At 73.9% G+C, this 13,061-nt stretch carries 10 protein-coding genes; 2 read left to right on the plus strand and 8 right to left on the minus strand.

Features of this window, described 5'->3' with window-relative positions; genetic code table 11:
- Positions 1 to 6: 6 nt before the first annotated feature.
- From ACFV6E_RS30480 to ACFV6E_RS30495, 4 genes are all read right to left on the minus strand, one after another.
- On the minus strand, positions 7 to 1,464 hold the full coding sequence (locus tag ACFV6E_RS30480) for a S8 family serine peptidase (protein ID WP_385170546.1): 1,458 nt from the start codon (positions 1,462 to 1,464) through the stop codon (positions 7 to 9).
- Positions 1,465 to 1,586: 122 nt separating this feature from the next.
- Complete coding sequence (locus ACFV6E_RS30485) at positions 1,587 to 3,566, minus strand: RiPP maturation radical SAM C-methyltransferase (protein WP_385465967.1); 1,980 nt, start codon at positions 3,564 to 3,566, stop codon at positions 1,587 to 1,589.
- A 3-nt stretch (positions 3,567 to 3,569) separates the two neighbouring features.
- Positions 3,570 to 3,830 carry a hypothetical protein gene (locus ACFV6E_RS30490; RefSeq protein WP_385170541.1) on the minus strand — a complete coding sequence of 87 codons (261 nt, stop codon included), beginning with the start codon at positions 3,828 to 3,830 and terminating at the stop codon, positions 3,570 to 3,572.
- A 65-nt stretch (positions 3,831 to 3,895) separates the two neighbouring features.
- Positions 3,896 to 6,895, minus strand: coding sequence for a BTAD domain-containing putative transcriptional regulator (locus ACFV6E_RS30495; RefSeq protein ID WP_385465970.1), 3,000 nt, complete (start codon positions 6,893 to 6,895; stop codon positions 3,896 to 3,898).
- Positions 6,896 to 7,089: 194 nt separating this feature from the next.
- Between ACFV6E_RS30495 and ACFV6E_RS30500 the strand changes: the two genes are divergently transcribed.
- Both ACFV6E_RS30500 and ACFV6E_RS30505 read left to right on the plus strand, forming a co-directional pair.
- A complete protein-coding gene (locus tag ACFV6E_RS30500) occupies positions 7,090 to 7,437 on the plus strand; it encodes a hypothetical protein (RefSeq protein ID WP_385170536.1) in 348 nt (115 codons plus the stop codon).
- Positions 7,434 to 8,297 carry a sensor histidine kinase gene (locus tag ACFV6E_RS30505; RefSeq protein WP_385465973.1) on the plus strand — a complete coding sequence of 288 codons (864 nt, stop codon included), beginning with the start codon at positions 7,434 to 7,436 and terminating at the stop codon, positions 8,295 to 8,297. Before ACFV6E_RS30500 ends, ACFV6E_RS30505 begins: the two co-directional genes overlap by 4 nt.
- Positions 8,298 to 8,429: 132 nt before the next feature.
- Here ACFV6E_RS30505 and ACFV6E_RS30510 read toward each other — a convergent pair whose 3' ends face one another.
- From ACFV6E_RS30510 to ACFV6E_RS30525, 4 genes are all read right to left on the minus strand, one after another.
- Positions 8,430 to 9,134 carry a L,D-transpeptidase family protein gene (locus ACFV6E_RS30510; protein ID WP_385170563.1) on the minus strand — a complete coding sequence of 235 codons (705 nt, stop codon included), beginning with the start codon at positions 9,132 to 9,134 and terminating at the stop codon, positions 8,430 to 8,432.
- 215 nt (positions 9,135 to 9,349) lie between these two features.
- A complete protein-coding gene (locus ACFV6E_RS30515; protein WP_385170530.1) occupies positions 9,350 to 10,174 on the minus strand; it encodes an SDR family NAD(P)-dependent oxidoreductase in 825 nt (274 codons plus the stop codon).
- A gap of 64 nt (positions 10,175 to 10,238) precedes the next feature.
- Positions 10,239 to 11,153 (minus strand): SDR family oxidoreductase, encoded by a 915-nt coding sequence (locus tag ACFV6E_RS30520; RefSeq protein WP_385170528.1) that lies wholly within the window; start codon positions 11,151 to 11,153, stop codon positions 10,239 to 10,241.
- 154 nt (positions 11,154 to 11,307) lie between these two features.
- Complete coding sequence (locus tag ACFV6E_RS30525) at positions 11,308 to 12,987, minus strand: PucR family transcriptional regulator (RefSeq protein ID WP_385466005.1); 1,680 nt, start codon at positions 12,985 to 12,987, stop codon at positions 11,308 to 11,310.
- Positions 12,988 to 13,061: the final 74 nt, after the last annotated feature.

A 13,061-nucleotide genomic window follows, 5' to 3' on the forward strand; every position in this document is an offset into this window, starting at 1 on the left:
CCTGCGTCAGTAGCCGGGCTCGCTCGCGCCGTCGTCCTTCGCGATCAGGTCCAGTGCCTTGCCCACCCGGACCAGTCCGTAGCCCGTCGCGTCGTCGGGGTGCTTCTTCGCCCTGCCGCCGGTGAGCGGGTTGCTGCTGCCCCTGACCACGTCGCGGGCGCTGCGCTGCAACACGTCGCGGATCTCGGCCGGCTTCAGGTCGGGGCGGGCCTGGAGCAGCAGCGCGCAGGCGCCGGCCAGTTGCGGCGCCGCGGCCGAGGTCCCGCTCAGCGCCGCCCAGCCGTCGTACGGCGAGGTGTCGTCGCCGTCGGGGTACGGGAACGCCGCGCAGTGCCGGTCGATCTCCGAGCCGGGCGGCACGGGCAGCATGATGTACGCCGCGCTCGGCAGCTTGCCCACCAGACCGCACACGTCCGGCACGATCCGGCCCGGGTTGATCGCGCTCATGAAGCCGCTCGCGTAGTTCGACGCCTCCGGTTCCAGGTGTTCGTCCAGGTACACCCCGCCGGCCGCGATGACCTCGCGGTGCTGCGCGGGGTAGGCGTGGTGGCCGTTGCCCGCCGCGCACACCACCACGATGCCCTCGGCGACCGCCAGCGAGACCGACACCTCCAGCACCCGGTGGATGGCGTCCAGCGGCGGATACACCGCCTGGTAGCCCCAGCTGTTGCTGATGATCTGCGGTTTCACCGGCTGGTTCAGCGCCTCGTTGAAGGCGCCGGTCAGATTGGTGAAGTTGGCCTTGACCATGGTGAAGTCGATGCCGGGCGCCACCGCGAAGGCGTTCGCGGACTCGCCGGTGCCGTGCCCGTCCTCGTCCACGTCCGGCTTGATGGTCTCCGGGCCGCGGATGACGCTGCCCGCCAGCTGCCGGTCCCTGAAGTACGGGTGGTACTCCCAGCCCGTGTCCACCATGGTGAGCCGGACGCCCTCGCCTGTGATGCCCCTGCGGTGCGCGCCCTCGGCGTCCAGCAGTTCGGCCACCCGGTCGAGGGTGAGGTGCCAGTAGCCGACCTCGGGCGGGGCGGTGTACGACATGGTGGTGGCGGGCTGTTCGAGGGCCACGCCCTCCAGGACGTCGTGCGCCGTGCAGGAGCCGACGGGGACCAGGCCCGGCATGTCGGCGGAGACGCTGTCGAGGTAGGTGCTCGTCCTGCGCTGCTGCACCGCGCCGGGCTGGATCACCTCGCGCACCTCGCTGGTCAGTCTGGTCCCGAAGTAGTCCTCGTAGAGGCCGGGCGGACCGGCGATGTTGAGGGTCGCGGGCGACCGGGTGATGATGCGGAATCCGGCTTCACGCAGCAGGTCCACGGCCCGCGAGGTCACCTCGTCCTCGGAGACGAAATCCGCCGCGTTGTCCGCGTCGACGCTGCTCGCCGCGAAAAGCGAGACGTCTCCCCGGGAGCGCGGTGACGCCTGGGCATAGACAATGCTGGGCAGACGATTGTCGATCCGGTAGGCCACTGTATTTCCCTCCCCCGCCGGTCGCGGGACCGCTTCCGGCACCGTCGCGGTTCTGGTCCTTCTTCTAGTGAACCGGGCAGGTCATGGCCATACTCGAAAAGACGTAGACCGCGGATGACGCGTCATGGGCGGCTCGCCGGGACGGCGAGGGCCACGGTCCTCGGTCCGTCGGTGAATACCAGTCCGCGTTCCGCGAATTCCCCGAGAACGCGCCGCACTTGTGCCGTGGACAGGCGCCGGTCGACGCGTTCGCGTACGGCGGCCGGTGTGACGGGACGCTCGCAGCAGGCGAGATAGACGTCGGCGGCGAGGTCCTCGAAGACGTAGGTGCCCTCCTGCCCTGTGCGTCTGCCGTCGTACACGTGGACGTAGTGCGGTGCCTGCCGGTATTCGAGGACGGGCGGCGAACCGTCGTCCCGCCGGGCGTTCCACCACTCGTCCACCGCCTTGACCAGGGGCGCGTAGCAGCTCTCCGGCAGCGCGCCCTCGATGTCGCAGTCGAAGAAGTAGGCGATCTTCCCGAGGTCGGCTCCGGCGGGATAGACATTCCGGTAACTGGCCTCGGGCCGCAGGTTCCGCAGTATTCCGGCGCGGTCCTCGAAAAGCGGGCTGAAGCGCTCCATCGTGATACGGGCGGCGCTCTCCGGAGGCCGCAGATGCCACAGATGCGGCAGCAGGGCGGTCTGTGCCGCACAGTCCTCGGGGGTTTCCCCGGGGAATCCCCACAGCAGATTCCAGACGACCTCGATACGGTAATGCGCGGCCCAGCGCAGCAGGTTGATGTTCTGCGCGGCGGTGACACCTTTGCGCATGGCCGCGAGCACCGGGGAACTGAGCGACTCGATGCCGGGCTGGATCCGCGTCACACCGGCGTCCGCGAGTGTCTTGAGCTGCCGTCTGGTGAGATTCGCCTTGACCTCGTAGAAGATCTCGTATTGTGCGTCGCTCTCGATGAGGGCCGGGAACAGTGTGCGCAGATAACGCGTGTCGAGGATGTTGTCCACCGGCTCGAAACGGAAGGTGCGGTAGCGGCGCGTCTGTTCCGCGAATTCGGCGAGTACCCGCTCGGCCGACTTGGCGCGGAACTCCATGGTCTGCCCGTTCAGTCCGCAGAAGGTGCAGTGGTGTCTCATCCCCCACCAGCAGCCGCGGGCCGTCTCCAGCGGTATGGCCACGGGACGGCGCGCGGTGCGGGCGAGGAGCCCGAGCTCCTCGGCGTGCCGGAAGTACTCGTCGTAGTCCGGCACCGGAAGGCTGTCGAGGTCGCGGACGAGCCGGGCCGGCGGCCCGGTCACCACCCGTCCGCCGGCCCGGTGCGCCAGTCCGGGCACGGTGGCGAGGTCGCCGTCCTCGGCGAGCGTGCGCAGCAGGCGGGGGAACGCCTCGTCGCCCTCACCGATGACGGCGGCGTCGACGCAGTCGGCCGTCCGCAGCAGTTCCAGGCCCATGCCGTCGTCCAGGTTGGCGCCCCCGAGGAGCGTCAGCAGCCGTGGGTGCGCCGCCTTCAGGAGGCGGGCCAGCGCGACGGAGGCGGTGTTCTGCTGGAACGTCGACGTCAGCCCCACCACCCGGAAGCCGCTCCACGGGTACCCGGTGACCAGCGCGTCGAGGTAAGCGGGCACGTCGTGGTCGCGGATGCGCAGCAACCGCTCCCTGAGCTCCGTCACGGACTCGCCCTGGGTGTACGCCAGTTCCTCGGCGTACAGGTCGAGGAACTCGCCGTGCGGGTCGGGTGCGGCGGGGCCGAACGCCGCGGGCGAGAACAGCCAGTCGCCGAGCATCCGCCCGCACCGGTCCGCCAGGCGCCGGTAGCGGTCCACGCCGATCCGCGCGGCGAAGTCCAGGTTGGCGTGGAAGGTACGCGCCGGGAAGCCGTGCGCGGCCGCGATCGCCGCCAGCAGTCCGAGCTGGAGGGAGGGACGGCGGTCGTCCATGAAGGGCATGCACACCAGCACCACCGGCCAGGACGCGCGCCGCGCCGCTTCGGCGTCCGGGCCCCGCACCGCTTCGGCGTCCGGGCCCCGCACCGCTTCGGCGTCCGGGCCCCGCGCCGCACCGGCGTCCGGGTGCCGCGCCGCGACGGTGTCCGGACGCCGGTGCACGGCCTAACCCGCGGTGGGGTCGGACATGTTCTTCCCCTGCCCGGGCGAACTCTGCGCCCCTTCAGGAGAGGCCGTCGCCCCGCCGCCGGGGGAAGGCGGCCGCAGGGCGTACGAGATCTTGTAGGCCGCCACGGCGTGCTTGGCGCTCTTGCCCGGGAAGTACAGCGATCCCAGGAACCCGGCGACATTGGTGCCGGAGAGCACGCGGCCGGACTCGTCTAAGAACTGGACGTAGACCTGGGGTTCCCGCTCTTCTTCCGCCACCGCGACCTCCAAACGGCAAGGGGGTGCTCGTGTGCGGCGGAGTCTGACGAGCGGCCGGCCGGGCGTCAAGGGCCGGGCCGCGGCCCGTCCGGCCCTCCGGATCCGGCGGCGTCGAGCTTGCTCCGCACCCGCGCGGCCTCGCTGTGCCCCAGTTCCTCCAGCAGTGCCGCCGCGCGCCGCCACGCCGCGGTCGCCGAGCCGGCGTCGCCGGCGGAGTGGTGCACGTCCCCGAGCGCGGACAGCGTGTCCGCCTCGTTGTAGCGGTCACCCGTCTCCCGGTACAGCTCGATGGCCCGGCGGTAGCAGTCGACGGCCTGCCCGACGTGGCCCAGCCGGTGGTGGGCGAGGGCGAGGCTGTCCAGCGTGTCCGCCTGGTCGAACCGGTCACCGGTCGCCTCTTGCAGCCGCAGCGCCCGCTCGCAGTGGCCGATGCCCTCCTCGTAGCGGCCGAGGCGGAGGCAGAACCAGCCGAGCGCGTTGAGCGCCCGGGCCCGGCCGGTGCGGTGCCCGGCGGTCTCGAAGAGCGCGAGTGCCGAGCGGGCGTGCGCCAGGCCCTCCTCGTACCGTCCCTGCTGGTCGCTCAGCCAGGCCAGCGTCCGGTGCGCATGGGCCTGGCCGACCGGGTCGCCGAGCGCTTTGTACAGGTCGAGTGCCAGCGTCAGGTGGGGAGCCACCTCCTCATGGCGGCCGAGGCGCAGATACGCAGGGCCCAGGCTGCCGTGGCCCACGGCCCGGCCACGGATACTCGCCTCCCGGCGCGCGGCGGCCAGGCCCCGCTCGTGCACGGCGGCCCAGTCGTGCCAGTGCCCGCGCCGGTCGAAGTACGGCGTCAGGGCCCACGCGAGCTGCCAGGCGTGGGTGTCGAGCCGGCTGCTCACGGCCAGTTGCTGCACGGCGAGCAGCACGAAGTGCTCGGTGGTGAACCAGGTCAGCGCGGCGTGGTGGTCGGCGAAGTGCTCGCTTTCCACCGGGGTCAGCGGGGCTTCGGGGGTGAGGGGGTCGTCGCGGTACGGGTTCAGGAGCAGGCTCGCCCGGTAGGCGCTGTGCAGGTAGTGGTCGAGCGTCCGGCGCACCGCCGCCCGCCGGTCCGCCGGCGGGTCGGCCTGCGCGGCGAGCTCCGCGGCGTACGCGCGCAGCAGGTCGTGCAGGGAGTAGCGGTCGGGGGCGCGCTCCGACAGCAGGTGGCTGTCGGTCAGTTCGGCGAGCAGGGTACGGGCCTCGGCCGGCGCGAGTCCGGCGAGCCCGGTCACGGCGCGGGTGCCGATGTCGGGCCCCGGGTGCAGCCCCAGCAGCCGGAAGAGGCGGGCGGCCGGACCGGTCAGCCGCTGGTAGGACCAGGAGAACACCCGCCGTACGTTGGTGGCCTCGTCGCCCCCGTCGAGCAGGCCCAGCGCGCCGCCCACGTCGTGGAGTTCCTTCGCCAGTGCCGCGAGCGGGAACTGCGGCCGGGTGGCGGCCCGCGCGGCCACGATGGCCAGGGCGAGCGGCAGCCGCGCGCACGAGGAGATGATGTCCCGCAGCGCGTCGGGCTCGGCCGACAGCCGGTCCGGTCCGATGCCGCGGCCCAGCACCTGGCGCGCCTCGCCGGTGGACATCAGGTCCAGGGGCACCGGGTGGGCGCCCTCGGTGACCACCAGGCCGGTGAGCCGGTTGCGGCTCGTGATGACGCTGAAGCAGTCGGGCGAGCCGGGCAGCAGCGGACGTACCTGGTCGGCGTCGTAGGCGTTGTCGAGCACGAGCAGCATGCGCCGGTTCGCCAGCAGGCTGCGGTACAGGCCGATCTGCTGCTGCGGGTCGACGGGGATCCGCTGCGAGGGGACGCCGAGGGCGTCCAGGAATCCGCGGATCGCCTCGCCCGGCTTCATCGCGCAGCCGCTGGGGTCGAAGCCGCGCAGATTGACGTAGAGCTGCCCGTCCGGGAAGCGGTCGCGGACGCGGTGCGCCCAGTGCACGGCCAGGGTGGTCTTGCCGACCCCGGCGGTGCCCCCGATCGCCGTGATGACGACGGCACCGCCGCGCTCACCGGTCCTACCGCCGTCACCGGCGGTTCCGCCCATGGGCACCAGTGCGTCGAGGCGGGCCAGCGCGTCCGCCCGGCCGACGAAACCGGCGACGGGGTGCGGCAGTTGGGCGGGGACCACGGGGCCGGGGCCCTCGTCGGCGGGGCGGGGCGCCGCCGGACGCCGCGCCGAAGGGCGGAGCGCGCCGTCCGATGGGGGCTCGGTGCCCGGCCGTCCGTACAGGCCCGGACCGGGTACGGGCCCGGTGCCCGGCTGTGCGTCGAGGTCCGGATCGGCGTCCAGGATCCGGGCGTGCAGGCGTTGCAGCGGGCGGCCCGGCTCGATGCCCAGCTCGTCACGGAGCAGCCGGCGCGCCCGCTGGTACGCGGCCAGCGCCTCGCCGCGCCGGCCGCCGCGGTGCAGGGCCAGCATCAGCAGCCCGTGCAGCCCCTCCCGCAGCGGATGCTCCGTGGTCAGCCGGCGCACCTCGCCCACCAGGTCGAAGTGGTCGCCGAGCAGCAGGTCCAGCTCCATGCGCTCTTCCAGCACGCTGAGCCGCCGTTCGCCGAGGCGGTCGCGCTCGGCGTCGATCGACGGGCTCGTCAGCCCCTCGCACAGCCGCCCGTGCCACAGCCCCAGCGCACCGGCCAGCGCCTCCCTGGTCGCGGCGGTGTCACCGGCGGTACGGGCCGCGTGCGCCCGTTCCACCGCCAGGTCGAAGGCGTGCAGATCGAGGAAGCAGGAGCCGGGCGTCAGCAGATAGCCTGCCTCGGTCCAGGTGATCAGACAGGACGGCGACCGGGGCGAGCGTTCGGGTTCGAGGACCCGGCGCAGCCCCGATACGTGCCGTTGCAGCAGGTTCGTCGCGCGGGCCGGCACCGCCTCGCCCCACACCGCGTCGACCAGCCGGTCCCGGCCCAGCGCGGTGCCGGCGTGCAGCAGCAGCACCGCGAGCACCACGCGCTGCTGGGTCTGTCCCAGGTTCAGTTCCGTGCCCGCGCGCCACACCCGCAGCGGTCCGAGCACCTGGAAACGCAGTTCCCCGGAGGGCGATCGTCCGCTCATCACCGGCCCCCAGCCAGAGCAGAGCGGCCGGCAACCGGCTGCCGGCCGAAGTCAAAGCTAGCGACTGCAACGGGCACTGCAACGGCTCCTGCAACCACCGCGCGCACGCTGCCGGTACGCCCGGCGCGGCGGCACCCCCTTCCGGGACACCACGCCTCCCGCCGGCCTCCACAGCGACGACGAACGAGGACACCGTGAGCGAGAGCACTGTGAGTCAGAGCACTGTGAGCGAGAGCCTCAAGAACGACGTACCCACCGGCGTACCCGTCACCGCGCCCAGCGGCGTACCCGACCTGCTGACCGCGACCCGTGCCGAGGCGCTGTTCGGCAGCGGCCTGGCGACCGGCTCCGTGCCGACGGCGGGCGAGATCGCGGCGGCGATCCGGTGGTCCATCCGCGTGCACGGCGGCAGCCGGGGCTGCGCGAGCACGCTCGCCTGCGCCTACGGCGAGCGCCCCGAGACGGCCGTTCCCCGTATGCGGTGGGCCCTGGGCCTGGTCCGCGCCACCTATCCGCGTGCCTCGCAAGGGACCGCCCGTTGACCGGTGCTGTCCGGGCGCGCGCCCGGACAGTGCTGCTGGCCCGTGGCGCCCTGGCCGTCTGTCTGGCCGTCTGCGGCCTCCTGCTGGTACAGGCCGGGACCGCCCTGATGGCGTACGGCGCCGGCGCGGCGTGCGCGATGCTGCTCGGCGCGGAGCGCCGGTACCAGGGACGGGGACGCGAGGGCACCTCGGTGAAGGTCCGTACGACGGTGTGCTCCCCGGCCGTGCTGGCCGAGCGGGTCCGGCTGCGTGACGAGCTGCACGACGGGCTCGGCCCCGCGCTGGCCGGGATCGGACTGTGCGTACGCGCCCTGTCGGAGCTGCTCGGCGAGCGCGGCCTCGACGCGGAGCGCGCGCTGCTGGACCGGATGCGCACCGAGGTGCACGGCGCCGTCGCCGAGGTCCGCCGGCTCATCGAAGGGCTGCCCCCGGCCGCCGTGGAACCCAGCGGACTCGTCGAGGCGCTGCACCGGCAGGCCCTGCTCGTCTCGCCGCGGACGGACGTCGAGATCGCGGTCTCCGGACTGCCGGTGCTCACCCCGGAGCTGGAGGCCGCCGCCCACCGCATCGTGGCCGAGGCCCTGACCAACGTCGTCCGCCACGCCGGGGCCCGGCACGCCCGCGTCGCGCTGGCCGGCCGGGGCGGCTCCCTGCTGATCAGCGTCGCGGACGACGGCTGCGGGATGCCGCCGGGCCCGGCCGCCGGGATCGGGATCGCCTCCATGCGGCGCCGTGCCGAGGCGCTGGGCGGCAGCCTCACCCTCCGCTCGGCGCCCGGCCACGGCACCGCCGTCCTCGCGACGCTGCCCCTCGCACCGGACGGGCCTGACGGACTCGACGGACCTGACGGAGCGTCTTGACCGCGGACGGTCCCGGTCCCGCCGGGACCTCCGCCCGGCCGGTGCGGGGCCCGGGCCCCGGGCGTCCCGGGGGCCGGGCGCGGCACGGTGGCGTACGTCGGGCACCTGGCCGACCGCACAGGGGACGGCCGGTCAGGTGCCCGGCTTGCGGCCGAAGACGAAGACGTCGTCGCCGTTCTTCAGAAGGGACCAGTAGCTCCGGGCCTCGGTCCTGGTCAGGTTGACGCAGCCGTGCGAGCCGGGCGGACTCCACATGCTGACGTCCACCGCGTGGAAGGCCTCGCCGCCGTCGAAGAACTGGCTGTACGGCATGGCCGTGTGGTAGATGCTCGACACGTGGTCGATGTGGCGCCAGGAGATCTTCCTGGCGCCGGTGCGGGTCTCGTACCCGTCGCGGCCGGTGCGGACCGGCACGGGGCCGTGGACCAGGGTGGCGCCGTCCTGGATCCAGGAGAGCTGGCGGGTCAGGTCGACGCAGGCGACGCGCCCCCTGTCGGCCGGGCACTCGCGCTTGTCGTTCGGGTGCTTGCCGACGGCCTTCTGTCTGGTCATCAGGTCCATGACGCCCCAGGTGACGGGTCCGGCGTAGCCGATGTCCGGCGTGATGCCGTGCCGGGTCTGGAAGGCCCTGGTCGCCTGGCAGTCGGCGGGTGACTGCCTGCCGTCGACCGGGCGGCCGAGGAACTTCTCCACCCGCTTCTGGTACGGGCCGGTGTGCGTCGTGCAGTGTGCGGCCCGCGCAGGCACCGCGCCCAGGGCGAGCGCCAGCGGCACCACGAGCCCCGTGATCCCGAAAGCGACGGCTCCCCGTCTTCGTGCGGCCCGCCGTCTGCGCAGGGCTTCCTGTCTTCGCGCGGCTCTCCGTCTTCGTGCGGCTTCCCGTCTTCCTGCGGCTCTCATGGCGGCCTTTCCCTCGGCACCCGTCGTACGCGGTGAAACGGTGAAACGGTGCCATCAGGGGCGGCCCGGGCGGGTGCGACGCGCTGACTGGCGGGGGCGGGCGACCTGGACGCCCGCCGGAACGGCACCGGGCGGCGGTACCCGCCGTACCGTCAACCGTCCTTCCGCCGCCGGACCGTCTGCCGGAACCCGGTGTTGACCGCGAGCACCCCGCCGTCCACGCTCAGCGTCGTCCCGGTGATCCAGGCGGCGTCGCGCGAGGCCAGGAACGCCACGGCGGCGGCGATGTCCTCGGGCTCGCCCACCCGGCCGAGCGGATAGATCCCCGACAGGGCCGCGAGGTCGTCCTCCCGGCCCTCCCAGGCGGTGGTGCGCACGGTGCCCGGTGCCACGAGGTTGACCCGCACGCCGCGCGGGCCCGCGTGTCCCGCCAGGGTGCGGGTGAGCGAGACGAGTCCCGCCTTGGCGGCGCTGTAGGCGTGGTTGCCGAAGTCCTGGAGGCCGTTGACGGAGCCGATGTTGACGACGGCGCCGCGCCCCGAGGCCACCAGGTGGGGCAGTGCGGCGCGGCAGCAGCGGTAGGCGCCGCTCAGGGTGAGGTCGAGGTCGCGGGCCCAGACGTCGTCCGGTTCGTCCTCGAAGAGCGGGGCGTCGGGCGCGCACGAGTACGCGTTGTTGACCAGCACGTCCAGGGAGCCGAACACGTCCACGGCGTGCGCGACGGCCGCCCGTACGGACGCGGAGTCGGCGACGTCGCAGTGGAACGCCTCCGCCCGCGCCCCGTCCCGCCGGACGGCCCCGGCGGTCCTCTCGGCCTCGGCCAGGTCCACGTCCGTGACGAGGACCCCGGCGCCCTCCGCCGCCAGCCGCCGTGCGGTCGCCGCGCCGATCCCGCGGGCCGCGCCGGTGACCAGAACCCCGTACCCCTCGAAACGCGCCGCCGGTACCGCCGTCGTGGTCCTCGTCGTGTCTGTCATGCGGACGACCGTGTCACACGGACCGCCGCACCGTCCCGGCGATCACCCAGGACGCGCCGGACCCTCAGCGGTAGCCGGTGGCGTCGGCCGGCCTGCCCGGGTCCTGCACCTCGACCATGTAGCGCCAGGCGTCGGGGCGGCTGCCGTCGCGGTCGGTGAAGCCGTACTCCCGGGCGAGTCCGCCGCCGGACAGCGAGCGGCCGTTCCAGCGGGACCGCGCGGGGTCGGCGGCCAGGGCGACGACGGCGCGGCCGACGTAGTACGGGCTCTCCGAGATACAGAAGTGGGGGACGCGTTCCAGGGCGTCGCGCCAGTTGTCCTCGCTCACGCCGAACTGCTCCAGCATGATCTCGGAGCGCATCCATCCGGGGGTGAGGGCCACGGCGGTGGCCCCGCGCGGGCCGAGTTCGTGGCCGAGGGAGAAGGCCATGCGCAGGACGGAGGACTTGGCGAGGTCGTAGAAGAAGGAGACGCGGTAGTTCTCCCGGTTGTACTCGTCGGTCCCGTCCGTCATCTCCACGACGAGGCCGCCGGGCCGGCGCAGCAGCAGGGGCAGGGCGTGGTGGTGGGTGACGGCGTGCGTCTCGACGGCGAGCCGCAGCAGCCGCAGCCCGTTGTCGAGGTCGTGCTCCCAGACCGGGGTGTCCCACTCGAAGAGCAGCTCACCGCCCCAGATGTCGTTGACCAGGACGTCGAGCCGGCCCTGTTCGTCCGCGATCCGGTCCACCAGGGCGCGCACCTGTCCGGGGACCAGGTGGTCGGTGGGTACGGCGATGCCGCGGCCGCCCGCCGCGGTCACCAGGTCCGCAGTGTCCTCGATGGTCTCCGGGCGGCCGTACTCCGAACGCCGCTCGCGCGTGCTGCGTCCGGTCACGTAGACGGTGGCGCCCGCCGCGCCGAGCTCGACGGCGATACCGCGCCCCGCTCCCCTGGTCGCCCCCGCCACCAGCGCCACCTTGCCGTCCAGCGCTCCGGTCATGCCCTGCCTCCCTGTGTGCCTGTGCCTGCGCTTGTTTCCCGTCGCCGTTCGCCCGCCGCCGTACCGTCGGCGCGCGGGAACGGGCAGGAACAGAGTGGCGCGGAAACCGGACATCTCCTGTCGCCTTTCGCGGCCCGTGCCGGACGCGGGCCGCTCAGCCGGGCCGCAGGACGTCGTACGCCATCAGGGCCACGTGCAGGCCGGTGCGCTGCTCGCCGGAGTCCAGGTCGCAGCCGAGCAGCCGCTCGACGGCGTGCAGCCGCTGGTACAGCGTCTGGCGGGACAGGCCGCCGCGGCGTGCGGCGACCGTCTTGTTGCCGCCTGCGTCGAGGTAGTGGCGCAGGGCCGGGAGCAGTTCGGTGCGGTGGCGGAGGTCGTGGTCGGCGAGCCGGCCCAGCGTGCGTTCGGCGTAGTCCCGAACGCGGGTGTCCTCGCGCATCGCGTACAGCAGCCGGCGCAGCCCGATGTCGGCGAGCTCGTGGAACGACCTGTCCGGGTCGGCCGTGGGCGGGCCGGAACCGGGCGGCACCGCCTCCGCGGCACGGGCCGCCTCCCGGAAGGACCGGGCGGCCTCGGCGAGGTCGTCGACCGGGGAGCCGACGGCGACCACCGTGTACGGGTCGAGCCGCAGGGCGGCGCGGGCCAGCCGTTCGACGGTGGCCCGCCAGGGCGGCTGGCCGGGCCGCAGCGCGAGCAGCACCCCGACGCGGCCCGGGGCCGGCTCGCCGACGAGCGCGGGGGCACCGGCGGTCGCCAGCTCCTCGACGAGCCGCGCCTCGGCGGCCCGCCCGGCGTCCTCACGCGCGACGGCCGTCGGCCCGGCCGTCTCACGCGCGGCCGCGCCCCCGCCGGGATCGACCTGGACGGCGACGAAGCGGCAGCCCTCGACCGGCAGGCCGAGGGCCGCGGCGCGCACCCGTATCTCTCCGGGAGAGCGGTGCCGCCGTCCGGTGATGTCCCGCAGCACGCCGCGGTGCGCGTCGCGTTCCCAGGGGACGGGGTGCGCGAGGCGGGTGACGGCGAGCGTCATCGCCGTGCGCTCCAGGACCGTCACGTGCTCGGCGGTGAAGGCCGCCGCGCCGGGCGCCGGGAGCAGCACGACCCGCCCCCACCGTTCGCCCCGGAACTCCACGGGCGCCACCAGCCAGTTCCCGGGACCGCGCACGGCCGTGCGGTCGCCGGGCGGGGTCGCCCGCGAGTCGCGCTCCCAGCCGGTGAGCGCCTCCTCGACCGTGCCGCCGGACGGTACGCAGATCAGCGCCCGGTGCGCCGGGTCCTCCAGGACGACGGTGCGGCCGCTCAGCTCGGCGGCGGCCCGCACCACGTCCTCCGGGCCCGCGCCGCGCAGGGTCAGCGCGGTGAACGCCTCGTGGATCCGCCGGCTCCTGCGCAGCGCCTCGGTCCGGTGGCCGAGGAGCAGGGTGTGGACGACCTGGGTGACCTCCAGGAAGTTGACGTCCCGGGACAGGGTGACGAGCGGCAGCCCGCGGGCGCGGCAGGCGCGGACGAGGGCTTCGGGCGGACGGTGGTAGCGCCGGACGAGCTCGATCACCAGGGCCGCGGCGCCGACATCGGCGAGTTCGCCGACGTAGCGGCGTATCCGGGCGGGTTCCTCGGGCAGCGGCATGCCGGTGGTGAGGACGAGTTCGCCGCCCTTGAGGAAGGAGGCCGGGTCGGTCAGCTCCGTGATGTGCACCCAGCGGACCGGCCGGCCGAGCCGGGCCTGACCGGCCACGACCCGCGGTTCTCCGGCGGCCAGCACGGGCAGCCGCAGCGCGTCGGCGACGGTGAGCGGCCGGCCGTCGGCCACCGGACGGTCCTCCGGTACGAGGATGTCCTCCGGTACGAGGTTGTCCTCCGGTACGAGGTGATCCTGCGGCAGGGAGCGGTGGTCCTCCGGTACGGGCT

This window comes from Streptomyces sp. NPDC059785 (genome assembly GCF_042732375.1).
GTDB lineage: Bacteria > Actinomycetota > Actinomycetes > Streptomycetales > Streptomycetaceae > Streptomyces.

Coding starts and splice junctions, on each gene's coding strand:
- ACFV6E_RS30495 (WP_385465970.1), bottom strand. CDS start 6,895: ATGAGCGGACGATCGCCCTCCGGGGAACTGCGTTTCCAGGTGCTCGGA.
- ACFV6E_RS30515 (WP_385170530.1), bottom strand. CDS start 10,174: ATGACAGACACGACGAGGACCACGACGGCGGTACCGGCGGCGCGTTTC.
- ACFV6E_RS30520 (WP_385170528.1), bottom strand. CDS start 11,153: ATGACCGGAGCGCTGGACGGCAAGGTGGCGCTGGTGGCGGGGGCGACC.